The following is a 26,875-nucleotide window of genomic DNA, read 5'->3' as shown; positions in this document are numbered from 1 at the left end:
TTTTTCTATTGGATTAGCTGTTTTTATATTATATTTTTGAAATTTTACATAAGCTTGTCGATTTCCATTTTTATATTATCGGATAATCCTCCAAATACAATTTGGACACTATTTCCTTTTTTTAATATTCCACTAGCACCCAGATTTTTGAAATAGGTATCTGATTTGACTAATTCTATTTGTTTTAGATTAACTCTTAGTCTTGATGCACATGCATCAATATATGTAATATTATCTTTGCCCCCAAGACCTTCTAATACTTTTGAAGAAGTTTCTGATAAACTTGTTTTTTCTGAAACTATACTATCTTTTTCCATTTCTTCATCTTCTCTTCCTATTGTTTTAAGGTTGAATTTCATGATTGTAAATTTAAATATAAAATAAAATCCAATAAAGTAGAAGATTCCTAAGATAGGAATTGCTATCCAATTTGTTTTGCTATTCCCTTGAAGTATTCCAAATAGAAACATATCTATGAATCCTCCAGAAAATGTTAGTCCTACCCCTACGTTTAAAAGGTGTGTTAAAAGATACGCTAGTCCAAAAAGAGGAACATATATAAAGTAATAAAGTGCTGGTGCTGCGAAAAGGAATGCAAATTCAAGAGGTTCTGTAATTCCTGTTAACATTGATGTAAAGCTAGCAGATATTAGCAATGAAGCTACGTTTTTTTTATTTTCAGGCTTTGATGTATGATACATAGCAAGTGCAGCCCCAGGTAGTCCAAAAATCATAACAACAAATTCTCCGCTAAAAAACCTTGTTCCCTTTGCAACTTCAAAATGTATAGTATTGGGATCTGCAAGTTGTTTGAAGAATATATTTTGTGCCCCTGATATGAGTTCTCCATTTATTTCCATTGCCCCACCAACAGCTGTTTGCCAAAATGGCAAATAAAATATATGGTGAAGTCCAAATGGAATTAAAGACCTTTTTATTGCTCCATATGCAAATGTTCCAAAAAGCCCGGATTGTTCTACAATGCTTCCAAACGAAGTCATTGCACCTTGGATAAAAGGCCAAATAAATGTTAAAAATATTCCTACAATAAACATTGTCATTGTGGTTACGATTGGCACAAATCTTGTGCCTCCAAAAAATGCTAAAAATGTGGGTAATTGAATATTATAGAATCTGTTATGAAGAAAGACAGCAACAAATCCTGCTATAAGTCCTCCCATTACGCTCATTTGAAGAGAGAATATTCCAAGTACACTTGTATATTCCTGACTTTTGGCAGTTGCAGCTGTTTCAGGCATTCCTAATTCCAATAGTGCTTTTAAGCTTGCACTTTCTGGTGTGATTCCTTGTATGTACAAGATTCCATTTATAGTTTGATGCATAACTAAAAAGCCGACTACTCCTGCTAAAGCAGCTGTTCCTTTTTCTACTTTAGCAAGTCCGATTGGAATTGCTGCTGCGAACATTAAAGGTAAGTTAGCAAAAATTACTTCTCCTGTATATTTCATAAGATAAAGTATTGAGTTTGCTACACTTCCTTTTCCAAGGATTTCTTCTAATCCATAAGCCTGAATCATTGTCTCATTAGTAAATGCGCCTCCGATTCCCAATAAAATTCCAGCTGCTGGTAAAAGTGCTATAGGAAGCATGAAGGCTTTTCCTACTTTTTGCAATATTGTAAATATAGATATAGATGCGGATGATGTTGACATAATTTTCCCCTTTTTATTAAGTGCAAATTAATTAATTAAAATAATTAATTTGAATAATACGTTTAATATCTTAACAATATTTTTCAATCTTGTAAATATTGGCATTGATAAATAATACTATATTAAATTGCTGTTTAGAAGCTTTTGTATTTCTAAAAAGTGTTAAAGATTATTTTCAATTTAATTTCATATTTTTTATTATTAAAGTATTGGTTGTAGTCTCTATTCACATTACAATTATTTCAAATTAAATTTAGAGCTTAATAAATCAGATTAATTTAGCTTAGAATGCTGTTGTCATGCTAATTTAATTAGCATGACAACAGCTAAATGCCCATTAAATATTTATAGATTTCACCAGTTTTATCAGAGTAATCTATAGGCAGTTTATTGTCTATATCTCTGATATTTGGATTAGCACCTTTTTTAATAAGTGATTTAATAAATTTTAATTCATATTTTTGAATTATGGCATTATGAAGAGCTGTTTGAGAGCTTTGATTTGTTAAATTGATATTAAATTCTTTTGTTATTAAATAATTTATAATACTTTTTGCTTTTACATTTATGGCATAAGTAAATATTGGATTACCATTAGAAAATATTGTATTTAATGAAAAAATATTGTTATTTTTTGCTAAAAATTCTTTAAAATCATTAAGTTTGTCATTTTCAGTTAAATGTTGTAGTTGTTTTTTTTTCTCCAAGTATAAACCATACTCTTTTTTAATTTTTATTGTTTTAAGAAAGTTGTCTTTATCTTCTTGTAAGTCTATGTAATAAGGGTTAGTCTCAATATTATTTTTATAATATTCTATAGGATTAGTAATATTGCTTTCATCAAGATAATAAACATTTATTAGTTCTTTGAAGTGTATATTTTTATTTTCTGGGATTATATCAAATCTAACTTCGTAGTTTTCAAATTTTTTAAAGGGAATTAAATTATAATTTTGATCGTAAAACAGCAATTCTGTTATTTTTCCGTTTGTATTTTTTGTAATAGGAATAATATTTCCGTTTGAATCAATACCTATTTCTGTATTTTTTCCATTTAGAATAGGTAATTTATATTTATTATAAATAGGGATGATACTTTCTTTTATTTGTTCTAATTTGTTTTTAATTTCCGAATTTGTTGCTTTGATGTAATTTTTATAATTTGTTTGAATTTCATAAGAGCTTTTGCCAATGTTTTTAGAATATTTCTCAAAACTAGCATTAAACACTGTATATAGTGGATTAAATTTTGACATCAATTCCATTCTTATTGGTACTGGAAAATTTAGTAGGTATTTTTGAAAAAATTGTTCGTTTACCTTATGTATTTCAAAAAATTCTTTTTCAAAAGCATTAAAATTTTCCAATAACTGCTTTTCAGTGAAATAATAAGATAAATTTGAGCTGATTATAAAAAGAGCAAAAAAAGTTAAATAATATAAAAAGTATAAATTTTTTAATTTCTTTCTGATTTTATTTCGTAAGTTTTTATTGAAAATTGTAAAAGATAAAAATCCAACAACAAGGTATCCAGAATATAGAAATATTTTGCTTAGTACATAATAACTCATTATACATCCTTTTAAACTTCATTTTTACATTATATCAAAATATATAAATATTTTGATTCACTTTACTTTATTTTATTAAAAACATACAATTAAGGCATTAAATGAAGAAGTTTTTAATTCCTGTTTATTTTTTATTGCTTTGCGGCTGTTCAACAATTCCTTTGTTTAAAATACCAGAAGAAGATAAAATTAATTTAACTGTTTTAACATCTTTGATGAATTATCCTAATTTGAAGATTTCAAATTTTAAAACAAAAGACTATGAACATTTATATCGTTCATCTGATTTTGAAAGTTTAAACGATACCAAAAATAGTGGTTATGTTTACGTTGATGAACCTAATTTTAATAGCAATATTAATTATATTAAAGATCTTTTTATTTATAATAAGAAATTATATGGAATACTTATCGCTTATAGTTTGACCCAAGGTGCATCTTTTAAGGCAGAAGTTTTATCTTATCTTGAAAAACAAAAAATTCTGAAAAATTTTTCATTAAAAATAAATTTTCCAACTACTAAGAAATTTATGGATAATAAATATTGGATTGTAATTGCAAAAAAACATTTAGATTCTCTTATTAAGAGTAAAGATTATTTAGTCTTGGCTAATGTAAAGATGGAATATATACTAAAAAAGTTTTCAATTTAAAAAATCTTTTTATTCTAGGTCTTCAAATATTTTTTTAATTCGTTCTTTTTTTTCAAGTTCATATTTTTCCAAATCAATAGCTATTGATTCTTTAATTTTATCTGTATTGTGGAGGTAAATGTTAGTATTTATTTTATGCTTTGTATTTTTAATTTTTAAAAATTTTTTACTCTTTTTTATTTTATTTATTTTACTAAGATCATTAAGTATGCTTAATTTTAAATAAATTGTATTTTCGGTTACTTGAAATTCTTTTGCTATTGCTTTTTGAGGGCACTCTCTAGATTTATATTGAGATAATTTTAATTTTAATGTGGTTGTTGGAACTAAAATGTTTGCTGCAAATATATTGGCTTCTGTTATCATTTGACTATCTTGAATATCATTGTAATAGTTTTCATTTTTAGATAAATTTTTTATTTGATCTTTATGCATCAAATAATGCCCCAAGTGTTTTGCTATTGTAAATCTTTTATTTTCAAGACTCATATTCTCATTTATGTATAAAGATTTTTCATTTAATTGAATATATCCTGAAAAATCTTTATGTTTATCTTGAAAACCTATTTCAAAAATTTTAAGATCTTCTTCCATAGCAATTTTTATTATAGGAACAGGAATAAGCAATATTTTATGTTTTAATATTATGTAATCTGAATAGACTTTAGAATTTGCAATATAAGAGCTGAAGTTGTTTTCATCCATTTAATATAAATACTCTCCTTTCTGTATTGTATAATATAAGTTAATTATGAAATATAGTTTTTCTTTGATTTTAATGGTTTTTATTTGTTCTTCTTGCAAAATTTTGAATGTTGCGGAAGACTTAGAAAAGAATTTTGAAAAAATTGAAAGAGCAGATTATTTTCTTTATTTTTATCCAGATAGTCAAATCTACATTAAAAAAGACAAATCTAGTAATAAATTTACTGTATTTTTAAATGTTATGTTAGACTCAAATTTAAATTTTACTAAAGGTTATTTAAAATTAATTCAAGATAATAAATATATTGGAAGTATTGCCATTTCTAAGGTAGTTAGCATTGGAAATTTTAAGTTTTTATACATTAATCTTGATAAAGACAATTTTAAGCTTATGTTAAAAGCTTTAACCCCTTACAAAAAGCTAGTTTTTTTATTTAACAACGATTCTTTTCAAGTTTGGACTAGGGACACCTTGCAATATGATCCAAGATTTATTGACGTTAATTTCAAGAATACAAAAAATACTTTAGAATATGCATTTAAAAATAAAATTTTATAAAAAAAGTCACATATTATTGATTGTCTTGAAAATTTTAAAAAAATACTTATTATTCTGTTATATATTACTTTTAACATTGTCTTGTTCTACAATCTCTTTTGACGGTATTCCTGAATTAAAAAAAGATTCTAAATATATTAAATTAATTCAAGAGAATAATAAAATTTCTTTAAGGCATTATTTTACTGTTTCTAATAAGTGGAATTTAAGATACAAAGAACCTTTATTTTTAAAAGTTGGAAATGATATAATTGCTTTATTTCTGTTTAATCGTCACAAGCTAATTGATCATAAATATCTTCAAACCTTTTTTAGCGTTGGAAAAGATATTTCTTTAAAAGCTTATTTAAAGCTTATTAAAGCTAGAAAATTTGTTATTATAAATAGTTCTGAAAAGGTTATTAAAACTATTGTATTTTCAAACTTGCCCGATAGTGAAAATATTCTTTTCCAGAACAATATGCTTAATAAGATTAAATAGACCTTTAAAAAGAATTAAAAGGGTATTATTATTAAAAATATTTTCAAACAATATAAAGGAAAGTTTATGGGGAAATATATAAAAGGTTTGTTTTTTCAATTTAAAAACAGTGATATTAACTATAAAAAAGAAATTTTTGCAGGTATTACTACTTTTTTGAGTATGTCATATATTATAGCTGTTAATCCAGCAATACTATCTAACACGGGCATGCCAATTGGTGCGCTAGTCACTGCAACCTGTTTAACAGCAGCATTCTCTACCATATTAATGGGGCTTTATACTAATACGCCTCTAGCATTAGCTTCTGGAATGAGTTTAAATGCATTTTTTGCATTTTCTGTAGTAATTGGAATGAATATTCCTTGGCAAGTTGCATTAGCCGCTGTTTTTATTGAAGGATTAATTTTTATTCTCCTATCCTTCTTAAGGGTAAGAGAGCAAATTATAATTTCTATCCCAATAAATTTAAAATACTCTATCTCAGTTGGAATAGGTCTTTTTATTGCTTTTATTGGTTTTGTCAATGGTGGAATTATTGTTAAAAATGATGCCACATTGGTTGGAATCGGATCATTTGTTGACTTAAAAGTTTTATTTACATTTTTAGGATTGTTTTCTATTGCAATTTTTGAACAATTAAAGGTGCGAGGAAGTATACTTTGGGCAATTAGTATAGTTACTCTTACGGCTTGGATATATGCAATATTTAATTTAGAAGGTGCCAAATCCATTGGAATACATCTTCCCAATGGATTTTTAAGATTCGAATCTATTAAACCAATATTTAATCAATTAGATTTCTCTTATGTTTTGAGTGAGCATTTCTGGACTTTTATATCAATAGTTTTTATTCTCCTATTCAATGATTTATTTGATACTGTGGGTATTTTAATAAGCGTTACAACAAAAGGTGGTATGTTGGATAAAAATGGGAAAATTCCTAATGCAAAGAAAATATTACTAGTCGATGGTATTGCTACTACTTTTGGAGCAATAATGGGGGTTTCTACTGTTACTACTTATATTGAAAGTTTTACAGGAATTGCTGAAGGTGGTAAAACGGGTCTTACTTCAATTATAACTGGATTATTGTTTTTATTTGCAGTTTTTTTTGCTCCCCTATTTATTGCCGTTCCTGCTAGTGCAACTGCTGCTGCTTTAATATATGTGGGATTTACAATGTGTAAAGAGCTAGTAAAAATTGATTTCTATAATATTAGAGAAAATATTTCTAGCTTTTTAATATTTTTTTTGATTCCTTTAACTTATAGTATTTCTTCAGGATTTTTTATTGGAGCAATATTTTACATTTTAGTAAATGTATCATTGAATCTTTTTAGTAAAGAAAAAATTAAGATTTCTCCTATAATGTTAATACTGTGCTTAATTTTTATTATTAAATTTGTTTATGGCTATTAATGTTTTCATAAAATTTAATTTATTACTACATTTTACTAGTAGATTAAATATAATCAATGGTGTTGGTTTTATTTTTGATATAAAATAAAATTTAAGGAGCAATTTATAATGAATCAATCAAAAGAAACATTGTTATTTCAATTTAAAAATAACACCATTGATTATAAAAAAGAAATTATAGCGGGAATTACCACTTTTTTGAGTATGGCATATATAATAGCTGTTAATCCAGCAATATTATCTAGCACAGGTATGCCAATTGGTGCATTAGTTACTGCAACATGCTTAACATCAGCATTTTCCAGTATATTAATGGGACTTTATACTAATACCCCTATTTCACTAGCACCAGGAATGGGTCTTAATGCATTTTTTGCATTTTCTGTAGTAATTGGAATGAATATTCCTTGGCAAGTTGCATTAGCTGCTGTTTTTACTGAAGGACTAATTTTTATTGTATTGTCTCTGTCAAGAGCTCGAGAAAGTATTGCAAATTCCATACCAGTAAATTTAAAATACTCTATCACAGTTGGAATAGGGCTATTTATTGCTTTTATTGGTTTTGTCAATGGTGGAATTATCATTAAAAATGATGCCACATTGGTTGGAATTGGATCATTTATTGACTTAAAAGTTTTATTTACATTTTTGGGATTATTTTTTATTGTAATTTTTGAACAATTAAAGGTGCGAGGAAGTATACTTTGGGCAATTTGCTCAGTCACTGTCATAGCCTGGACATATGCAATTTTTAACCCAGAAAGCGCAGTTGCTGCTGGAATACGTTTTCCAGACGGAATTTTAAGATTCGAATCTATTAAGCCAATATTTAATCAGTTGGATTTTTCCTACATATTAAACAAACATTTTTGGAGCTTTATTACAATTGTATTAGTATTGCTGTTTAACGATTTATTTGATACTTTGGGCACTTTAATAGCAGTAGCAGCAAAAAGTAATATGTTAGATAAAAACGGGAAAATTCCTAATGTTGGTAAAGTATTTTTAATTGATGCCATTTCTACTACTGTTGGAGCAATAATGGGGGTTTCTACTGTAACAGCATACATTGAAAGCTGTACAGGAATAGAAGAAGGTGGCAAAACTGGTCTTACAACAATAGTAACGGGAATAATGTTCTTTGTTGCAATATTCCTCTCACCATTATTTATTGCCGTTCCTGCTAGTGCAACCGCCGCAGCACTAATATATGTAGGATTTTCAATGTGTAGAGAAATAATAAAAATTAATTTCTCTAATATCAGAGAAAATATTCCCAGTTTTTTAATATTTTTTTTAATTCCCTTAACATACAATATCTCTTCGGGAATCAGCATTGGAATAATATTTTATGTTTTAATAAACGTAATACTTAATTTATTGGAAAATAAAAAAAATAAAATCTCTCCAATAATGATAATACTGTGTCTAATTTTTATTATTAAATTTATTTATGGTTATTAATTAATTTACTATTTATAAAAAAGATTTAAAATTTGCTATTTTAGCAAACTAAATTTTAAATAGCGTAAAAAAGAATTTTTATCGTAAAAAAATTCCTACGTATTTCTTTCAAAAATCTGTTAGAATTGTTTAAGCTTTTAAAATCAAAACTATGTAATCTCTAAATTAAACTGTTACCTAGTTTTGTTTATGCTTAATGCTTAAATTCAATTTATTAACGACTTTTGAAAGAAGCTTTTCTCTTTTAAGAGCACCTTTGGGTTGCAAACATTTATTTTATTATTTTCAATAAATTTTAAGAAATTTATTGAAAATAATAAAATAAATAAAAGCCAAGAAATCTTTCTTGGCTTTATATTGACTTTATTTTTTCCAGTTACTTTTTTAAAACAAATTAATCTTATAATATAATCTAAATTAAGGGTTTTTTGGATTTTCTGCTACAACAGGACTTGTAAGTTCTGCAATTGAATTAGTTAGTGCTTCTTGAGCTGCTTTTGATAAAATTTCTACTGACTCAAATAACTCTCCAAGTTCTTTAGCGCCCTTATCATTAGTAGGATTTGTTTTCAAAATAGCTGCTTGTGCATGAGCATCAGTAACATTCTCTTTACCAAGATCCCCGTTACTAGTTGTTAGTTTTTTAGTAAATTTATCGGAACATTCCTTAACCTTTTTAATTTTTTCCTTTAATCCTTCTGAATTTTTCAAGTTATTCAATTTTTCTGTTATTAAAGTTGATATCACATAGGCTCCTGCTATCAACGATCCGTTGTGATCCGTTAAGTTATCTAAACCATTTTGATTTATTTTTTTACCAATACCTTTATTAGCAATTTCATTTATAGATGCAAGCAAAGTCTCAACTTCTTTCACAGCTAGTACTATTGCATTTGAATCTGTAATTTTTTTACTTATCTCTGTAAGATTAGGCCCTTTTGCAGACTCATCAACAGGATTAGTAGATGCAGTATCACCACCTGAATTATTACAAGATATAAATAAAAATAAAGTCATTAATATTGCACTTAATGTATTCTTTTTCATTAATTTGTGCCTCCTTTTTATTGAATTATTAGTTCAACAATTTTGTTTTTTCAATTTTTTATATAAAAAAAATAATTTTTCAAGATAAATCTTTTAAGTAATTTTTCAATAAAATTATTGAAAAATTACTTAAAAGATTTACTAATTAATTTTCTTAATTTGGCTTTAAGATTAACAGAAATAAAGACAAATATGTTACAATTAATGAAATGAGCTTTAATAATAACAATTTTATTTATCTTAAGGACTTGTATAATGAATGTTCGTGCAATACTTATATTAGATTTTGGCTCCCAATATAGTCAGCTAATTGCAAGAAGAATTAGAGAAATTGGCGTTTATACAATAGTAATGCCTTACTGTACCCCTTTAAAAGAAATTGAAAATATGAACATCGCAGGAATAATACTAAGTGGAGGACCCGATTCTGTTTACTTAAAAGAAGCTCCTACCTTGAACATGGAAATTTTCAATTTCAAAATACCTGTTTTGGGAATATGTTATGGGATGCAACTAATTGTTAAATTATTTGGAGGCCTAGTATCTAAAGACTGTAAACAAGAATATGGGAGCTCTGAAATCTTTCTAAAAGATGAAAAATCTATTTTATTTTCAGAACTTCCAAAAAAATTTCAAATGATTATGAGTCATGGGGATAGTATTGAAAAAATTCCCAACAATTTCAAACAGTTAGCTTTTACAAACAATTGTATTGCTTCTATATCAAATGAAACTCAAAAAATTTATGGTCTACAATTTCACCCAGAAGTAACTCATTCTGAATTTGGTGATCAAATACTTAAAAATTTTGTTTTTAAAATTTGCCAAGCTCAAACTAATTGGTCATTAGAAAGCAATATAGAAACTATTGTAGAAAAAACTAAACTTAAAGTAGGTAGTAAAAAGGTTATTTTAGGGCTTTCTGGTGGCACAGACTCTTTAGTTTGTGCATTACTTATAAAAAAGGCAATAAAAGAAAATTTGATCTGCGTTTTTGTAAACACCGGTTTGTTACGTAAAAATGAAGATAAAAAAATACTAGAATTAAAGGATCAATATGATTTAAATATAAAATACATTAATGCTTCTGCAAAATTTTTGAATCATTTAAAAAATGTAAGTGATCCTGAAGAAAAAAGAAAAATAATAGGAAAAGAATTTGTTAATATTTTTGAAAAAATTACTCTAGAAGATCAAAATATAGAATATTTAGCTCAAGGAACAATTTATTCTGACGTAATTGAATCTAAATCAAAAAATAACACTTCTTCAAAAATTAAATCTCATCACAACGTGGGAGGACTTCCAGATAAAATGCGTTTAAAACTTTTGGAACCTTTGAATGAATTTTTTAAAGATGAAATAATTCAAATCGGAATAAATCTAGGCATTAAAAAAGAAGCTCTTTATCGACACCCATTTCCAGGCCCAGGACTAGCTATCAGAATAATTGGGGAAGTAACACAAGAGAAGATAAATATCTTGCAAGAAGCAGACAATATACTCACAGAAGAGCTTTTTATAAATGATTTATATTATAAAATAAGACAAGCATTTGTTGTATTGCTGCCTGTAAAATCTGTAGGCGTGATGGGAGATCAAAGAACATACGAATATACAGCCGTAATTAGATGTGTAAATACTCAAGACTTCATGACTGCTGAATGGACTGAACTTCCTTATAATTTTTTAAAAAAAGTTTCTTCAAGAATAATCAATGAAGTTAGGGGTATAAATAGAGTTTGCTATGATATCTCTTCCAAGCCTCCGTCAACCATAGAATGGGAATAATAAAAACAATAAAAGGAAACTTTATGATAAATAAGATAATAAAAGAAGCTTTAACTTTTGATGATGTGTCTTTAATTCCAAGAAAATCCTCTGTATTACCTAGTGAGGTTAGCTTAAAAACAAAATTGACAAAAAACATATCCTTAAATATACCATTTTTAAGCTCAGCTATGGATACTGTCACAGAAAGTCAAATGGCAATAGCCATTGCTATAGAAGGTGGCATAGGGATTATACATAAAAATATGTCAATAGAAGATCAAAAAAAAGAAATAGAAAAAGTAAAAACATACAAAATCCAAAAAACTATTAACACCAATAAGGGGGCAAACGAACAAATAATCGAAATACTTGCGCCAAAACAAGAGCTAGAAGCACCCGAAATATACAAAAATGCAGAATATGCTGAAGATTTTTCTAACGTATGCAAAGATTTGAATGGTAGGCTAAGAGTAGGCGCTGCTGTTTCCATTGATGTTGACACTACAGAACGAGTTGAAGAGCTTGTAAAAGCACATGTAGATCTACTTGTCATAGACTCTGCCCACGGGCATTCTACAAGAATATTAGAACTTGTTAAAACAATTAAAAACAAATATCCAAACTTAGACCTTATTGCTGGCAACATAGTAACCAAAGAAGCTGCATTAGATTTAATCAATGCGGGAGCAGACTGTTTGAAAGTAGGAATAGGTCCGGGTAGTATATGCACAACAAGAATCGTTGCGGGAGTTGGTGTTCCCCAAATAACAGCAATCTGTGATGTTTATGAAGTTTGCAAAAACACAAATATTTGCATTATAGCAGATGGCGGAATCAGGTTTTCAGGAGATGTGGTTAAAGCCATCGCAGCAGGAGCCGACAGTGTAATGATAGGAAATCTCTTTGCAGGTGCAAAAGAATCTCCTTCAGAAGAAATAATTTACAATGGAAAAAAATTCAAATCTTACGTTGGAATGGGTTCTATTTCTGCTATGAAAAGAGGCTCTAAATCAAGATATTTTCAACTTGAAAACAACGAGCCTAAAAAATTAGTTCCTGAAGGGATTGAAGGCATGGTACCGTATTCTGGAAAATTAAAAGATATTTTGGCTCAATTAAAAGGTGGATTAATGTCTGGAATGGGTTACTTAGGAACAAGCACAATATCTGATTTAAAAATAAATTCTAACTTTGTAAAAATAAGCCATTCTTCATTAAAAGAATCCCACCCACACGATGTTTTTAACATAACATAAAGATACATATACAAAAATATGTATCAAATTAAATAACACCTTGACAGTAGGTAAATAATTAGAAACATCATAATTTCGTTTATTTTACAATACATGTTTTTAACACTAGTGCAATCAACGGTTACTCTATTGTAAAATAATAACTTTAACATTAATAAGAAAGAATTCATTTTTTATTATTGTTTATAGCCAAATCAAAAGATTTGGCTATAAACAGTTTGTAATTAAAAATTAATTTTTTAAAAAAATAAAATATAAATTATTTAATTGGCTTTATTTCAGATAGATTAAACCTTTCCGAAATATTTGGTTCCCAACCTTTCCACTTGTCATTTCTAAAAAGATAACTAGAAGAAGCTATATTAATAAATATACCTGGGAAATCTATTTCGGTTATTATTGCCTCTGCTTTTTTTAGAATCTCCTGTCTTTTAAAAATATTTCTTTCATGATCTGATTTTATTAAAAGTTTATCATATTCAGAATTTGAATATCCATAAGATGAAAAGGATGTATTTTCGGTTTTAAAGATGCTTAAAAATGTCATGGGATCAGCATAATCTCCTGCCCAACCTGCCCTTATTATTTCATAATTACCATTTACCCTGCTATTTATATACGTTGACCATTCTTCATTTTCAAGATGGACATTAATATTTAAGTTTTTTTTCCACTGATTTTGAATAAATTCAGCAATTTTTCTCTGACTATCACTTGTATTATATTTTACTTTCAATAAAGGGAAATTTTTTCCATTAGGATACCCCGCATCTATCAAAAGCTTTCTTGCCATTTCAGCATCAAATAAGCTTAAATTACTTTTGTAAGAGTAATCAATATAATCTGGAGTTGCTCTTCTTGTGGGGATAGAACTATCATTAAGAACGCTCTCTGTTAAAGTTTTTCTATCAATAGCAAGAGATAGCGCCTTTCTAACTTTAACATTATCAAGTGGTTTTACTTTAATATTTAAAGAATAAAAATAAGTTGAATTAGAACCCATTGAATAATAATCATCCCTAAGCTTAAGATCTTTAAGTAAATCTGGCGGAACATTGTTAAAAATTGCATCTATTTCATCATTTAAATACATATTATAAGCTGTAATGCTATTATCTGTGGTAAAAAATATGATACCGTCAAGAAAAACATCTTTGGATTTATAGTATTTGTTATTCTTTTCAAGAATAACCTTTTCATTTAAAATTCTAGATTTTAATTTGAAAGGACCACTAACAACCATATTCTCAGGATTTGTCCAACTTTGTCCGTGTTTTTCAATAATGTGTACTGGTACAGGAATAAATGTTTGATGTACTAACATATCAAGAAAATAAGGTTTTGGGGATTTTAACGTTATTTCTAAAGTTTTCTCATCAAGAGCTTTAATTCCAAGATCAGATTCATTTACTTTACCATCAAAATACTCTTCTGCATTTTTTATAACAGACTTAATCATACTAACAAGAGATGCACCGGTTTCTTTGTCTAAAATTCTGAGATAAGATTTTCTTATACCCTCAGCAGTAATGGCAACTCCATCACTCCAAACAAGATTATCTCTTAAATGAAACGTATAAACTGTCCCTTCATTAGAAATATCCCAACTTTTAGCAAGTCCTGGCCTATATCCTCCAGTTTTAGGATCTCCATCTAAAATGCCAAGAAACATTTGACTTACAATCTTTGATCCAATCGAATCGTTTATCAATTGAGCATCTAAAGTAGCAGGTTCACTTCCAATATTTAACTTAAACACCAATTTGTTCCCATCATTTTCTTTAACGCAAGCAATAAATAAGATTGCGTTAAAAAATAACACGGCTTTTAACTTTTTTATCAATATTTTCATATTAAGCATCCTTTGCAAGTTTTTATAAATTTAAATTTTGCTTATATTTTATTATATATGAAATGTAATTTCACATTAACATTATTAAAAAACTTAAATTATTCTCAAAATAAAAACTTATAATTTATTCTTCATTAAAGAATGATATTTATCATATTTTGATTTTCAATCTTTATCAGGATACATTCCAATTATCTTAATGTTAAATTTTTTTTAAACCAAAATTCGTATTTTCCATTGATAATTCCTTTTTTTATAAAAATGGTACAATAATCCATAAAAATTAACATTTTTCTGAAAACTAAAAATTATTAAAATAAACAAAGTATTTGACCTTTTATTAAAAAAATTATAATTTTTCATTGTTTCCTCTCCAACGGTTATTCTATGTATATAAAAATAATTTTTGAATTTTTATTATTCATCTATTTATAAATTATATATAATATAGATTTATTATTTTTTAATAAAAAAATAAATTAATATTGGATTTTAAAAAATTAGAATTAAATTGTAATTTGTAAATTAAATTTCATATTTAACACTTCCTTTGTGGCAATAAAGTTCTTGCAAGAACTTTATTGCTTTTAAAGTACCTTTTAAGATATTAAAACGCACGAAATCTTTTTTCTACATTTCCAGCAATTTACTGTAATGCTGAGCAAAAATCTTAACCAAAAATCCTTAAAATAAGGGCTTAAAGATTAATAAATAATATTAAATTATTCACGATAATTTAATATTATACTATCTTTATCAAAGCTTTATTCTTAATTAAATTGTCTACTATAATAAAACTTGTTTATATTAATTTAACATTTTCTAAAAATTTTTTAGAAAATGTTTTTTAGTCAACAGATACTCAAATTATTTTTGATATCAATACTTGAAAAATGAATTCTGTATAATAAAATTTACTATCTAATAATCTAATAAATTAATTGAAATTAAATAGAAATTTGAAAATTTCATGTACGAAAAATAATAATTAATTTATTAAAAATTGTTTGCAATGATCTAATAAAAAATATATTATTATGTTCATTAATCTATAATTTTTTTACCAAAGGAGAGGGATATGGGATTATATCGAGATCAATCGAAATTTTTAAAATTGTTGGTATTTTTTTTATTAATATCTTGCACTTCTTTAAACGTTGAGCACGATCAATTTGGAAAAACATTTAGAATATACCAAAAATTAAACAAAAACGCAGAACTTAAAGGAATTTTTAACTATACAACAGGAATAACTAAGATATTTTTATATACACAGTTTAGAAATCATAGTATAACAGAGCAGACTCCTTTATTGTTATCAGATGGAACTAGAATTGAAGGAAAAATAAGTTATAAAAGAGATGATAACCATTTTTTTGGCAATTGGATTAATTATTCCTCATTTGTCTTGTCTAAGTCTTTATTGGAAAAGATGATAAAAGAAGAAGATGCTTCCTATAAAAATGATACAGTTAAAATTAAAATTGGACTAGAAGATTTAATTTTGAAGAAACATAAAATTCTGGATTTTTTAGTAATGGTTGAATCAATTGAAAATAAAGATTATAAAAATTAATTTTTATAATCTTTATTGTTTTTTTTATTTTTCATTTAGAATAAAGTTTTATTTTGCAATAGAACATTTATATAAAAGATACAAATCCTATTTTAATATTTTGTAAAGATGACAAAGGCTACCTTATGGTAGCCAACTTATTATTCTAATCAAACAACAAGAGCGAGACATTGCATCTCAATCTATATAGATTATTATATAGTATTTTATTTTTTTGTAAAGTGTTTTTAAAATATTTTTTGGATTTATCGCTATTTTATAAATTTGATGTGATTTATTTTTTTAAATTTTCATATTTATTTTTAATGTTTTTAATTAATTTTTGATTGTTATAATATAATTCTTTTAGTAAAAAACTAACAAATTTGGTATTTGATTTATAGAAATTAAAACTTTTCTCGTCTTCAATTTTTAGCTGAATGGATTTATTTGGTATACTTTTTGAGGTATCTATAATTTTGTTATTTTCTAAAATTTGTGTGGCATAATTTATTCCTTTTTTCAAAATCAGTTCATAATTGATTTTACCACTGTCGATTCCTATTGCTAATTTCATATATCTATAAACGGTAGTTTTTGCCATATTGTAATCTTTTATGAAATGGATAAAGCTTTTATATTTGTCTATGACGTAATATTTATTATCGTTAATTTCTTTTAAAATTCGAGCTGTTTCAATTTTATTATAAAATTCTTCTTTTATTAAAATTTTCAGTTTTTCTTTTAATTTTAAGTATCTAGATTCTCTGGTTTTTTTAGTTTCATCTTCGTTGATTTCAATTCTTTTAATAATTTCTATCTTTTTGTTTAGTTTCATTTTTTATTTCATCTCTATAGGATACTTTCAAAGTAGTTCCATATGGAACTACTAGTTCCATATGGAACTACTTTGAAAGTATCCTTAAAAAATTTTCAATTATATTTTCATATGCTTTATAATAATCCTCATTAGAATTAAACTCTTCTCTGTAAAATATAGTTTTACGTAAATTATCTCTTTTTGGTACACTTCCTAAAAATTTGTCTTTATACTCATATTCAATAAAATTTTTAAGTTCTTTATCAATATTTTGTCTTTCAATAAATTTGGTTATTAAATAAAATATTGGTAAATCCTCTCTAAAAAGATCTTGAAGTCTATTTTTTATTAAGTCTAAACTTTCAATTGCCCATTGGTCAGTTGGTAATGGTACAATTAAATAGTTTGTGATTATCAAGCTATTATTAAGCAAACTTCCTAGTGTAGGTGCTGTGTCCATTATTATAAAATCGTATCTATTTTGAATGAAGCTCAAAAAAATTTTAAGTAAATTTTCTTTCAGTGAAATACTTTCTTCATTAAACTTACTTAAGTTTATGTGACTGGCTATGAAATCTATGTTGTCATTTATTTTGATCGTTGAATTTTCTATGTCTATTTCTTTTTTAAAAACTTTATATATGTTAATATCTGTTAATTTAAGATTTTTTTTCTTTATGATTTTAATATAGAAACTTGTGCTACTTGCTTGTGGATCCAAATCTATTAATAATGTCTTATGATTTTTTTTTGAAAGTATATTTGTGAACATTAGTGCTGTGGTACTTTTTCCTACTCCCCCTTTTATTGATGCTATTGTTATTATTTTTGGTTTTTTTGTATCCAATTTAATATTCCTCTATTACTTTCATATTTTTTACCGTAAAATTTATGTATTTCCTTTTCGATTTTTAAAGTTCTTTCTAAAAGGGATTTGTAAAAAACTTTATTTTTATTTTCATTTTTAGTGAATATGTATAAACTTCTTAGATAACAGAACACGCTACCTTTTTTAAATCTAAATTCTGTGTAAAATATTTTTTTTAATCTTACAGTTTTTTTTGTTCCTTTTTCTGAGTAATTTATAATAAATGGTTTTGAAAGATTTATAAAACCATAAAAGATTCCTAAAAATTTATCATTTTCCTTTAATGAAAATAAATGAAAACTTTCGTGCTTTTTACTGTTGAATACGTTTCTAAGACATAACCAAAATTTTCCCTTTTTAGGTTTTGCTTCAAAATTATTTATCATACTAAAAATTTTAGTATGATAAATAATTTTGTTTTCTAATTTTTCAATTTTGTTAAAAAAATTTTTTTTGATTTCTTTATTTTCCATTAGCTTTTTTTGACTTTACTTTGTGATTTTTTTATCATATTTTTGATTTTCTATTAGATTTTTCATTAGTACAATAGCATTTTTTATATTATTTTGTGTATGAATTTGTGTATTTTTTTCAAATTTTATTTTATTTTTCTTTTTGAATTCTTTTACCATTTTACTAAAGTCTGTATTTTTAAAATTTTTTGCCATAAACCATATTTTATTTTTCTTTCTTTCTAAAGTTCTTTTAAAGAACTTTATGATTTTTGTTTCTTCGTATTCATATAATTCTTCCATAAAGTCTTTTAAATTCCATAATGAGTTTTTATAGCTTGTGATGTTTTTTGTTATTTTTTTGATTTCTTCTAAATTTATTTTTTTTGATTTTTTTTTGATTTTTTTTTCTAAGAGGTTTATGGTTTTTTTTATGTTTTGTTTTTTACAAAAATGTTTAGAATTCTTATAATTTTTACTTATATCATTACTTAATACATGTGAAGTTATTTGATATGAAATTTTATAGTTTTGAGATTCTTCGACTATTTTAAATTTTTTTAGTTCCTTATTTTTTGATTTTTCAAGTTTAATTTTTTTATTAATAAAATAAGCTGTACTTATAATTTTTTTAGCTAATTTTTCAAGAGTTTTGTTTATTGTATAGTAAGTAAAGCTCCCATTGTTTTTCCCAAGCGGATTGAAATGACTTTTAATTAATCCTAAATTTTCAAAAATTTTTATGTCATTTTGTATCGTTCTTTTAGTAACCTTTTTAAAACCTTTTTTTTCCAATATAGAATTCGTCATTACCACAACATTGCTTAGAGAATATTTTTTTTTGGATATGAAATAGTTAACACTTAGTTTTTGGATTACCCAAAATATTTTCAATCTTCGGTCTACTACTTTATTGAAAGGTATTTTAGCAGTTGTTAATTGATACATTTAATCTCCTATCGTTTGATCTTTTATTGCATTAAGCATTGAAATTAATGATAATACACTTGTTAAAAAAAGTAAAGTTTTATTGGTAAATTTACAATCAAGTAAACATAAATTTTAACTTATAGAATCTTGTCTACTTGATTGTAAATTTTTTATACAATGATCCACTTCTTTTAAAAATTTTAGAAGAAGTGGTTTATATATTTCAAATGTGAATTCACCTTTTTCCCCATAAGATTTTAATTTTAAAATAATATCTTTTTCAATGTTTTTTGTCAGTTCAATTATTTTTTTTGGACTTAATACTATATTTAATGTTTCTTTTATTGTTTTTGAATCCTTTAAAGTTCTCATAGGGGGCTCAATTTTTAATTTTCTATCATTTTCATCATAAATGGAGTTTAAAAATCGTAATTGATCAGAGTATAAGCTTAAATTTAAAAACAGTATATTTAAATTTTCACAGGGGTAATAATTTGCTATAACAAATGTTTCGTAAGTTTCTGCAGGTGTATTCGATTTTTCAAATAATTTTGGAATTTTCATACTGTAGATGTAATAATCTTCTATTTCGTTATATTCTGTTTTAAGCTCTGTTTTTTCAATTTCAATTTTTCTATTATCAATACGTTTTTGTAATATACTCTTAGATATTTTAGTTTCTTTATCAAAATCTGTTAAATATTCTAAAATATAGTCCTTATTGAATTTTGTGCTATGCGATACATTCCAATTGTCTTGAAAGTCAATGTTAATGTATTTCCCTATACTTTTGTCGTAAATATGAGTTAATAGATCTCTTGAATTAGTTAGTGAAATACTAATAATGCTTTTATTAAAGCTGGAGTTTATTTTAAGCTCTGCTTTATATTTTAAATAGTTAATTTTTTCTTCATTTATTAAAATACTTTCAGGATTTATTTGCAATCCTTTTTTTTTGATGTAAATATTGACTTTGAAATTTTCTTTTTCTGTTAGAGGGTTATATACCCCCACAATAGATATTTTATTGTCATAATTTCTGCTTATTATTGAGTCTTCTTGAAATTTTAGTTTTCCTAATTTATGATTTGTATCATGTAGATTGAAATTACCATTTGAGATGGATTTGCAACCTAAAATTAATAAAAATAAGGAAATTGTTTTTAGGTATTTCATTTTTTATTCCTTAAGTGTCTTTATATAAATGTAATTCTAGTGCAAGAATTACATTCTTTTTGATTTTAATTATTGAAGAATTTGTTATACTTTTTTATGTAAGCTTTTTATTAATATTAGTATATTTTGTGAGAAATCTTGGATGAAAATAAAAAATAATTTTCTTTTTACCTTTATTCTTTTTTTATTTTCATGTAAGATTAGCGCCTATTCAATTTTTATTAAATCTTTAGATGAAGCAATAAAAATTGAGATTGGTTTATATGAATCATTAGGAAATGGCAAATTTAAAACCGGTATTCATACTAAGGATTTTTTTGCTTCTATTAAAGATATTAGTTATTATTCTTATTTTTTTATTTTAGATAAATTAAGTAATAATATTGTAATGAAATTGATTTTAAGTTCTAAAAAAGAAAGTTTATTAACCTATGATTTCGGTATTTTTTTTGATCATAAATTTAAATTAACAATCTCTAAGCTAAATTCAAATGAACCCGAATTTAACGTTATTAACAGCTTTGATAAAGAAATTGCTTTAAAAAATAATATCAATAGCAATATTTTGAATATTGCCACTATTATTTTAAATTTGGATGATATAAAAGCTATTAATCGGGACTTTGAACTTAAAAATTATACTGAGAATCTTAATTCTACTACTAATGAATTTATATATTTCGTTGACAGCTCTAAAAATTTTGATTTAAAAGAGTCTTACATTACTGTCTATTATTATGTTTTTAAAGCAATTGAGAAATTTTTACAATAAACAAACTTTTATTAGGATATTTATTTATTTTCTATTATTTTGAATTTTTCCCAAGATTCTATTTTTTCAAGCAGATATATTTCTTCATTGACTATTTTCCCAACTACGTTTGTAAGGCCATTATTTGGAGTATCTTTTAGTGATATTTGAAGTTCTCCTGCATAACCTAAATATTTTGAAGAATCTATTAAAATGTCTCCTTTTTTGATTTCATTTGGGGAATGCACAGGAAATTTTTTATTATTGTAGTATACTCTTGGCATAGTTGATCGAATTCTATAGGAATTAATATCTCCTCTGTTAAAATGTAAATTTTCAAGCATTATTTCTTTTTCTACTAAAGTTGCTTTTGGATTTATGTCTGCTTTGAGTTCTAAAATATTTCTGTTTACTTTTGATACTTTTTTTAGTTCTGTTTCACTTGGAAAACAATTAGAAATTAGGACAGTGTCTATTCCTTCTTTAAAAAGATCTTTTGTCTGAGTTTCTATATCTTTAGATCTGTGTGATTCTAGCGTAGGAACTCCTTCTTTTTCTTTTCCTCGTGCGCATTCTTCTGCATGATTAGAACTAATAAATGCAGCTGTTGGGATTGAATAATGTTTAAATATTTTTGTTGTTTCTTTAAAGAAAGTTCTTGAAAGTCCTGTATATTTGTGGGGATAAAAATTATGACATCCAAGTAAATTTTTTATATTAGGTTTAAAATACATTATTGTGTCAATATGTTTATTTATATTACTTATATTAAGTTGAATCTTAAGGTCAGAATCATTAAAAGTCATTAATGATTCTTCTATGCCCGTAAATGTATTGTCTAGTCTAATTGCCCAAGCACCAAGTCTTTTGAAATAGTCTAGTTTTGGACAATTTCTAAGATCTGAAAGATCGATTTCCAATTCTTTGAAAATTTTAGGACTTACATCAATAATAGGTTTCATTCCGTTTTTATTTGCAATGTCTAACAATTCTTTAAACATGTCAAATTCATTTCCGTTAATATAGAGTAAAGAGGTAAATACTTGAGTAAATCCAAAATGAGCACTTTTTTCAATGTATTCAATAATTTTATTTTTAGGGCTTACATTAGGGTATATTGATATTCCAATTTCTTTCATTTTAAACCTCTTCAAGAAGAACTTTTATTGTTAAATGCGTTAATTGCAACTTGTAATACTTTTTCTCCATTCATTGTTCCATAATCGATTGTGTTAATTATTTCGATTGGAATTCCCTTAGGTTTTGTGATTTCTTCAAGTCTTTTTTTATTAAATCTTGATTGCGGTGCAAGTAAAACAACATCAAAGCGATCAATAACTTCTCCAAGTAGTGTCTCAGCAATAGCTTCAATTTTTGCATCTATATTGTTTGCTTTAGCATACTTTTCAATTCTTTGTACCATCATACTTGTGGACATTCCAGCTCCACATACAAGTAGTATATTCATATTTTCTCCTATTTTTTTATTTCATTTATTATTTTATAAACATTGATTAATTCTTCAAAAATGCTTAATTCTGAAATTGCAGACATTAAATGATCTTCAGCATGAATTAAAATAAAAGGTATTTTAATAGAGCTTGGATTAGTGGTTGATTGTTGTATTATTTCTCTGTGTGTTTCATGAGCCTTTGAAATAGAATTTTTACTTTCTTGTATGGCAAGTTCTGCTTTTTCATAGTCTTTGTTTTTAGCATGTTCCAAAGCTTCTCTTAGAAAGCTTTTAGCTTCACCGGAGTAAGCTACAACAGGCATACTTATTTTATCTATTAATTCTTCTATGCTATATGTTTTTTTATTCATATATAAAATATACTCCTTTTATTTATAAAATATAAAACCAATAATTAATATTGTTTAATATATCTTATAATATATTATATTATAGGATATATTTAAAATAAATAATTTTATTTAAATATACCCTAGTAGAAGTTTTTTGATATAATAATTAATAATTATTAATTAAATTATATTAAAATTAATATAACAAGTCGTTAATTATAACTTTTAATTAGTTTTTATTGGAGGATTATTTGCATGAATTTTCAAGATTTTATTGAAACTACTTTAGTTCCTATTGCTAGTAAAATTGGTTCAAATAAATATTTAATTGCTTTAAGAGATGGTTTTACTTTTTCTATGCCTTTCTTGATAGTTGGTTCTTTTATTTTACTTTTAGTTAATTTGCCATTTACAGATTCTCAAACATTGTTGTATCAGCAGTGGTACGTTGATTTAATGGCTAAATATAAAGGAAATCTTGTTCAGCCATTTTATGTAAGTATGGGCATTATGTCCATATTTGTTGTTTTTGGTATTGGATATAATTTATCTAATCATTATAAACTTAGTGGGATTACAGGGGGATTTTTATCTCTTTATACATTTTTAATTTTAGCTGGGCAATCAGATTGGATACCTTACGGCGGGGATACTGCTAAATGGGGAATTCAACCCAATGCATGGTTTCCTGTAATTGATGCAAGATATTTTAGTGCTCAAGGGGTATTTACAGCTATTATTTCTGCCTTTTTTTCTGTTGAAGTTTATAGATTTATAGTACAAAGGAATATGGCAATTAAGCTTCCAGAATCTGTTCCGCCTGCTGTTTTAAAATCTTTTGAAGCTTTGGTGCCTGTTATTGTACTTTCAGTTGTAGCTCAAAGCGTTAATGTTGCTATTCAAAGTTCGTTAGGAAGCCTTTTCCCCGAAATAATTATGAATATGTTTAGACCTGTTTTGCAAATTAGCGACACTTTAGTTGGGACTTTAATGATTTCTTTTATTGTTCATATATTATGGTTTTGTGGTCTTCATGGTACTAATGTTATTATTGCTCTGCTTAATCCCATAATTCTGACAAATCTTGATTCTAATATTAGAGCTCTTTCTGACAATCTTCCACTTCCCCATATTTTAGCGGGAGGATTTCTTGATTCGTTTGTATATATTGGTGGTAGTGGTGCAACTTTAGGCCTTGTTATTGCTATGATGCTTAGTAAATCTCAACATTTAAAGGCCATAGGTAGACTTTCATTTGCGCCCGGTCTTTTTAACATCAATGAACCTATTATGTTTGGGGCGCCAATAGTTTTAAATCCTATATTAGGTATTCCCTTTTTACTTATTCCTATGTTTCATATAATTGTTGCATATACTCTTACTAATTTTGGAATTATTGAAAGAGTCAGAACTCTGACTCCATGGACAACTCCTGCCCCGATTGCGGCTTTTTTTTCTACAGGGCTTGATATTAAGGCGTTTGTTCTGGTTTTATTATTATTAATTATTTCGGTATTTATGTATTTGCCCTTTATAAAAGCATATGATAAGGTTCTGCTTTTACAGGAAAAAGAGTAGCAAATTTTTTTGAATTGCTATTTTAAAACTTGTGATAAAAATATCAAAGAGCTATTTATAAATAGCTCTTTTTTTAGGTAATAATAAAATTTATTTAAAAAAATTTGAATTTTATTAGTTTGTGTTTTGAATCAATAAAAGATTGGTTAGCATGAATAAAGCATTGCTTTGATAAGTTTTATGCAGTTTGGTACAATGTTGCATGATTTAATTTAATATATAGGTAGGTTTTTAGAAAATCAGAAATTTTTTACTTAGCTAAAAATTTTAAACTTGGTATAATTGAATTAATATGCCTCCAAAAGTGAAGATAAAAAATTATTTTGAAATATTTAGAAAAGAGTTAGAAACTCTATATACTAGATATCTCAATAATGAACTTTCGTATTTAAAATTGAAAGAAAAAATAAAAATTCTTGCCGAAAATCATAAAGCTATTCTTTTTAGAAAAGATAAATTTACAAATAGTTCAATAATGTTAAATCTTTCTAAAACTCGTAAAATCATTAAAGAATATATTAATCTTTCAGTAATTGAAAAGATTAAAAGAGATAATACTTTTTTATTTTTTTGGAAATCAAAAAAAATAAAAGAATTAAAAAATATAGGAATTAAGGATCAGAAAAAAATAAAAGAGTTAATGTTTTTAAATCAAATTAATAATGAGAAACCTTATTTCCAATATTTTATAGATTTGTTTGTAACTCCGAAATGGTTAAATGATTATGCTCATAAATATAAAATTGAAAAAATCAATAGTTATAGGAAAGAACAGATATTTGTTAAAATTAATTTAAATACTTATATTGAAATAATTAAGCTTTTATTAAATCAAAATCGAGATGTTAGATTAAAATTTTATGGAGTTTTAATGGCAATAGGGCGTCGTCCTGTTGAAGTAATGAAGCTTTCTCAATTCTATATCGTAGGTAGAAATCATATTCGTATGGAGGTTATTGCAAAAAAGCGAGAGAATAATATTATTAATGAAGTTGTTTTTCCAGTTTTTGCAGATCCTGAATTAATAATTGATTCTATAAAAGAAATACGTTACATGGAGCAAACCGAGAATCTTACTAAAGAGTTAATCTCTTCAAATCTTGCATACAGTTATAATAGATTGTTTCGTCAAATTTTTAGTAATATTTTTGCTCCTGAAGAATCTGTTTATTTTTGCAGAGCTATTTATTGTAAATTTTCTTATCTTGCATTTGCGCCCAAAAACATGGAAATGAATTATTGGATAACAAAAGTTTTAGGACACGAACCAAGCGACATAACAACAGCCTTTCATTATAATCGGTATGTTTTGGATAATTTAGATGATAAAGCAGACAACAACTTATTAAAATTACTTAATCAAAGAATTTATACATATGTTAGACGTAAAGCCATCTATTCTATTCTTACAATGGATCGTTTAGAAAGTTTGATAAAAGAGCCGCGGATGTTTGATGATAATTATATTAAAACTTTGATTGTAATTAAAAATTTGATGTTGAAAGATGATTTAGAAACTTTAGCGATGGTTAGAGGATTGAATGTTAAAATCCGCAAAGCTTTTAAAGCTACATACGGATACAATTATAACTACATAAAACTTACGGAATATTTATCAATAATTTTTAATTACAAACTATAGTTTTTGCTTTTTTAAATTTTAGTTATTGTTTAATACATTTTGAGAATATTAGAAAATATTTTATTAATAAGATATTATATAACTGATATGAAAATAGGTCTTCGTTATTTCTTTAAAAAAATTTTAAAATCTAATGATAATAGAACGATTTATATTTCTTATCTTTATGATAAGTTAGCTTCAGTTAAGCCAGCAGGAGATTGGCTTAAAATTTATTTTAAAGATTCTAAAAGAGGTAAAAAATATTTTATTCTTTTTAATAGAAATGGTTCAAATGGTAATTTTATTTCGTGTAGATTTTTAAAAACAGATTTTAATTGTGGTCTTGATATTAAATTTTCTGATGGCAATTTGAATATATTTTGTAGAAATCGGAAGTCTTTAGAATTTTTGAAATTTAAAGTTGAACATTTTTTTAAAGGTGCTGTGTCTTATTCCAAGAATAATAATTCTGATGTAGGGCATTAAGCCAAGGTTAAAAAAGTTAAGGTACTTGAAAAACTAGAATTAAATTCTAATAATAAATTTTAAAGTTATTAAATTGGAAGGGATACTTTTCATCTAAAGTTTGTTTTTCAATATTTTCAATGTTTGAATACTTATTCCCATTTTTTAGTAATTTTTCAAATTTTTTCATTTGTTCTTTAGTGTTAAAAAAAACCACAATTTCTACCCTTCCATCGTTTAGATTTTTTACAAAACCTTTTAGTCTCATATTATTTGCTATTTGCTCAGTGAAAAATCTAAAACCAACACCTTGAACTTTTCCAGAAATAAAATACTGTTGCTTATACATTATTTACCTTCTTGTATAGAATTTATCCAATAGAAAAATTTCAAA

General features: G+C 25.7%; 26 protein-coding genes. 12 read left to right on the top strand and 14 right to left on the bottom strand.

Annotated elements, in window-relative coordinates; translation table 11 throughout:
* Nucleotides 1-44 precede the first annotated feature (44 nt).
* Entirely contained in the window at nucleotides 45-1,673 is a 1,629-nt protein-coding gene (locus tag BVAVS116_RS04425) for a PTS transporter subunit EIIC (protein WP_012664760.1), read from the bottom strand.
* Nucleotides 1,674-1,999: 326 nt separating this feature from the next.
* Entirely contained in the window at nucleotides 2,000-3,244 is a 1,245-nt protein-coding gene (locus BVAVS116_RS04420; protein WP_012664757.1) for an ankyrin repeat domain-containing protein, read from the bottom strand.
* Nucleotides 3,245-3,345: 101 nt separating this feature from the next.
* On the opposite strand from BVAVS116_RS04420, the gene BVAVS116_RS04415 reads away from it, so the two are divergent.
* Nucleotides 3,346-3,897, top strand: coding sequence for a hypothetical protein (locus tag BVAVS116_RS04415; RefSeq protein ID WP_012664754.1), 552 nt, complete (start codon nucleotides 3,346-3,348; stop codon nucleotides 3,895-3,897).
* A 9-nt stretch (nucleotides 3,898-3,906) separates the two neighbouring features.
* Here BVAVS116_RS04415 and BVAVS116_RS04410 read toward each other — a convergent pair whose 3' ends face one another.
* Entirely contained in the window at nucleotides 3,907-4,602 is a 696-nt protein-coding gene (locus BVAVS116_RS04410) for an ImmA/IrrE family metallo-endopeptidase (RefSeq protein ID WP_012664743.1), read from the bottom strand.
* A gap of 46 nt (nucleotides 4,603-4,648) precedes the next feature.
* On the opposite strand from BVAVS116_RS04410, the gene BVAVS116_RS04405 reads away from it, so the two are divergent.
* The 4 genes from BVAVS116_RS04405 (at nucleotide 4,649) to BVAVS116_RS04390 (ending at nucleotide 8,528) form a co-directional block, all read left to right on the top strand.
* Complete coding sequence (locus BVAVS116_RS04405; protein WP_012664750.1) at nucleotides 4,649-5,161, top strand: hypothetical protein; 513 nt, start codon at nucleotides 4,649-4,651, stop codon at nucleotides 5,159-5,161.
* Nucleotides 5,136-5,642: a hypothetical protein gene (locus BVAVS116_RS04400; protein ID WP_040351373.1), complete on the top strand. Its 507-nt coding sequence runs from the start codon at nucleotides 5,136-5,138 to the stop codon at nucleotides 5,640-5,642. Before BVAVS116_RS04405 ends, BVAVS116_RS04400 begins: the two co-directional genes overlap by 26 nt.
* 66 nt (nucleotides 5,643-5,708) lie before the next feature.
* Nucleotides 5,709-7,064, top strand: a complete 1,356-nt coding sequence (locus BVAVS116_RS04395; protein WP_012664759.1) for an NCS2 family permease — start codon at nucleotides 5,709-5,711, stop codon at nucleotides 7,062-7,064.
* 108 nt (nucleotides 7,065-7,172) lie between these two features.
* Entirely contained in the window at nucleotides 7,173-8,528 is a 1,356-nt protein-coding gene (locus BVAVS116_RS04390; protein ID WP_012664758.1) for an NCS2 family permease, read from the top strand.
* Between the two features lie 417 nt (nucleotides 8,529-8,945).
* Here BVAVS116_RS04390 and ospC read toward each other — a convergent pair whose 3' ends face one another.
* Nucleotides 8,946-9,575: an outer surface protein OspC gene (ospC, locus tag BVAVS116_RS04385; RefSeq protein ID WP_012664746.1), complete on the bottom strand. Its 630-nt coding sequence runs from the start codon at nucleotides 9,573-9,575 to the stop codon at nucleotides 8,946-8,948.
* Between the two features lie 255 nt (nucleotides 9,576-9,830).
* Here ospC and guaA point away from each other — a divergent pair, with 255 nt between their 5' ends.
* Nucleotides 9,831-11,366, top strand: a complete 1,536-nt coding sequence (gene guaA / locus BVAVS116_RS04380) for a glutamine-hydrolyzing GMP synthase (protein WP_012664742.1) — start codon at nucleotides 9,831-9,833, stop codon at nucleotides 11,364-11,366.
* Between the two features lie 23 nt (nucleotides 11,367-11,389).
* Nucleotides 11,390-12,604, top strand: a complete 1,215-nt coding sequence (gene guaB, locus BVAVS116_RS04375) for an inosine-5'-monophosphate dehydrogenase (protein ID WP_012664744.1) — start codon at nucleotides 11,390-11,392, stop codon at nucleotides 12,602-12,604.
* A 259-nt stretch (nucleotides 12,605-12,863) separates the two neighbouring features.
* On the opposite strand, the gene BVAVS116_RS04370 is transcribed toward guaB, so the two are convergent.
* Complete coding sequence (locus BVAVS116_RS04370; RefSeq protein WP_012664764.1) at nucleotides 12,864-14,456, bottom strand: peptide ABC transporter substrate-binding protein; 1,593 nt, start codon at nucleotides 14,454-14,456, stop codon at nucleotides 12,864-12,866.
* Between the two features lie 1,078 nt (nucleotides 14,457-15,534).
* Here BVAVS116_RS04370 and BVAVS116_RS04365 point away from each other — a divergent pair.
* A complete protein-coding gene (locus BVAVS116_RS04365; protein ID WP_012664753.1) occupies nucleotides 15,535-16,032 on the top strand; it encodes a hypothetical protein in 498 nt (165 codons plus the stop codon).
* Between the two features lie 274 nt (nucleotides 16,033-16,306).
* Here BVAVS116_RS04365 and BVAVS116_RS04360 read toward each other — a convergent pair whose 3' ends face one another.
* The 5 genes from BVAVS116_RS04360 to BVAVS116_RS04340 form a co-directional block, all read right to left on the bottom strand.
* A complete protein-coding gene (locus BVAVS116_RS04360) occupies nucleotides 16,307-16,849 on the bottom strand; it encodes a chromosome replication/partitioning protein (RefSeq protein WP_012664747.1) in 543 nt (180 codons plus the stop codon).
* A gap of 67 nt (nucleotides 16,850-16,916) precedes the next feature.
* Entirely contained in the window at nucleotides 16,917-17,678 is a 762-nt protein-coding gene (locus tag BVAVS116_RS04355) for a ParA family protein (protein WP_012664761.1), read from the bottom strand.
* Nucleotides 17,654-18,172, bottom strand: a complete 519-nt coding sequence (locus BVAVS116_RS04350) for a DUF226 domain-containing protein (RefSeq protein WP_012664762.1) — start codon at nucleotides 18,170-18,172, stop codon at nucleotides 17,654-17,656. Before BVAVS116_RS04350 ends, BVAVS116_RS04355 begins: the two co-directional genes overlap by 25 nt.
* 15 nt (nucleotides 18,173-18,187) lie before the next feature.
* Nucleotides 18,188-19,099 (bottom strand): plasmid maintenance protein, encoded by a 912-nt coding sequence (locus BVAVS116_RS04345; RefSeq protein WP_012664752.1) that lies wholly within the window; start codon nucleotides 19,097-19,099, stop codon nucleotides 18,188-18,190.
* A 114-nt stretch (nucleotides 19,100-19,213) separates the two neighbouring features.
* The gene (locus BVAVS116_RS04340) at nucleotides 19,214-20,257 is read right to left on the bottom strand and encodes a hypothetical protein (protein WP_012664755.1); all 1,044 of its coding nucleotides are present in this window, start codon (nucleotides 20,255-20,257) and stop codon (nucleotides 19,214-19,216) included.
* Nucleotides 20,258-20,399: 142 nt separating this feature from the next.
* Between BVAVS116_RS04340 and BVAVS116_RS04335 the strand changes: the two genes are divergently transcribed.
* Nucleotides 20,400-21,029, top strand: coding sequence for a hypothetical protein (locus BVAVS116_RS04335; RefSeq protein ID WP_012664756.1), 630 nt, complete (start codon nucleotides 20,400-20,402; stop codon nucleotides 21,027-21,029).
* Nucleotides 21,030-21,049: 20 nt separating this feature from the next.
* On the opposite strand, the gene BVAVS116_RS04330 is transcribed toward BVAVS116_RS04335, so the two are convergent.
* From BVAVS116_RS04330 to BVAVS116_RS04320, 3 genes are read right to left on the bottom strand one after another with little or no spacing between them, the layout of a single operon-like run.
* Nucleotides 21,050-22,147, bottom strand: coding sequence for a DUF871 domain-containing protein (locus BVAVS116_RS04330; protein WP_012664741.1), 1,098 nt, complete (start codon nucleotides 22,145-22,147; stop codon nucleotides 21,050-21,052).
* A gap of 11 nt (nucleotides 22,148-22,158) precedes the next feature.
* Nucleotides 22,159-22,476: a PTS sugar transporter subunit IIB gene (locus BVAVS116_RS04325; RefSeq protein ID WP_012664766.1), complete on the bottom strand. Its 318-nt coding sequence runs from the start codon at nucleotides 22,474-22,476 to the stop codon at nucleotides 22,159-22,161.
* Between the two features lie 8 nt (nucleotides 22,477-22,484).
* Nucleotides 22,485-22,832, bottom strand: coding sequence for a PTS lactose/cellobiose transporter subunit IIA (locus tag BVAVS116_RS04320; protein WP_012664745.1), 348 nt, complete (start codon nucleotides 22,830-22,832; stop codon nucleotides 22,485-22,487).
* Nucleotides 22,833-23,069: 237 nt separating this feature from the next.
* Here BVAVS116_RS04320 and celB point away from each other — a divergent pair, with 237 nt between their 5' ends.
* The 3 genes from celB to BVAVS116_RS04305 all read left to right on the top strand — a co-directional run bounded on the left by celB (nucleotide 23,070) and on the right by BVAVS116_RS04305 (nucleotide 26,502).
* Nucleotides 23,070-24,392 (top strand): PTS cellobiose transporter subunit IIC, encoded by a 1,323-nt coding sequence (gene celB, locus BVAVS116_RS04315; protein WP_012664749.1) that lies wholly within the window; start codon nucleotides 23,070-23,072, stop codon nucleotides 24,390-24,392.
* A 292-nt stretch (nucleotides 24,393-24,684) separates the two neighbouring features.
* The gene (gene resT / locus BVAVS116_RS04310) at nucleotides 24,685-26,034 is read left to right on the top strand and encodes a telomere resolvase ResT (protein ID WP_012664748.1); all 1,350 of its coding nucleotides are present in this window, start codon (nucleotides 24,685-24,687) and stop codon (nucleotides 26,032-26,034) included.
* A gap of 87 nt (nucleotides 26,035-26,121) precedes the next feature.
* Nucleotides 26,122-26,502 (top strand): hypothetical protein, encoded by a 381-nt coding sequence (locus tag BVAVS116_RS04305; RefSeq protein WP_012664763.1) that lies wholly within the window; start codon nucleotides 26,122-26,124, stop codon nucleotides 26,500-26,502.
* A 46-nt stretch (nucleotides 26,503-26,548) separates the two neighbouring features.
* Here the strand turns inward: BVAVS116_RS04305 and BVAVS116_RS04300 are convergent, their stop codons facing one another.
* Entirely contained in the window at nucleotides 26,549-26,830 is a 282-nt protein-coding gene (locus tag BVAVS116_RS04300; RefSeq protein ID WP_012664767.1) for an acylphosphatase, read from the bottom strand.
* Nucleotides 26,831-26,875: the final 45 nt, after the last annotated feature.

The organism is Borreliella valaisiana VS116 (assembly GCF_000170955.2).
GTDB lineage: Bacteria > Spirochaetota > Spirochaetia > Borreliales > Borreliaceae > Borreliella > Borreliella valaisiana.
This window is presented reverse-complemented; position numbering and strand designations above follow the sequence as displayed.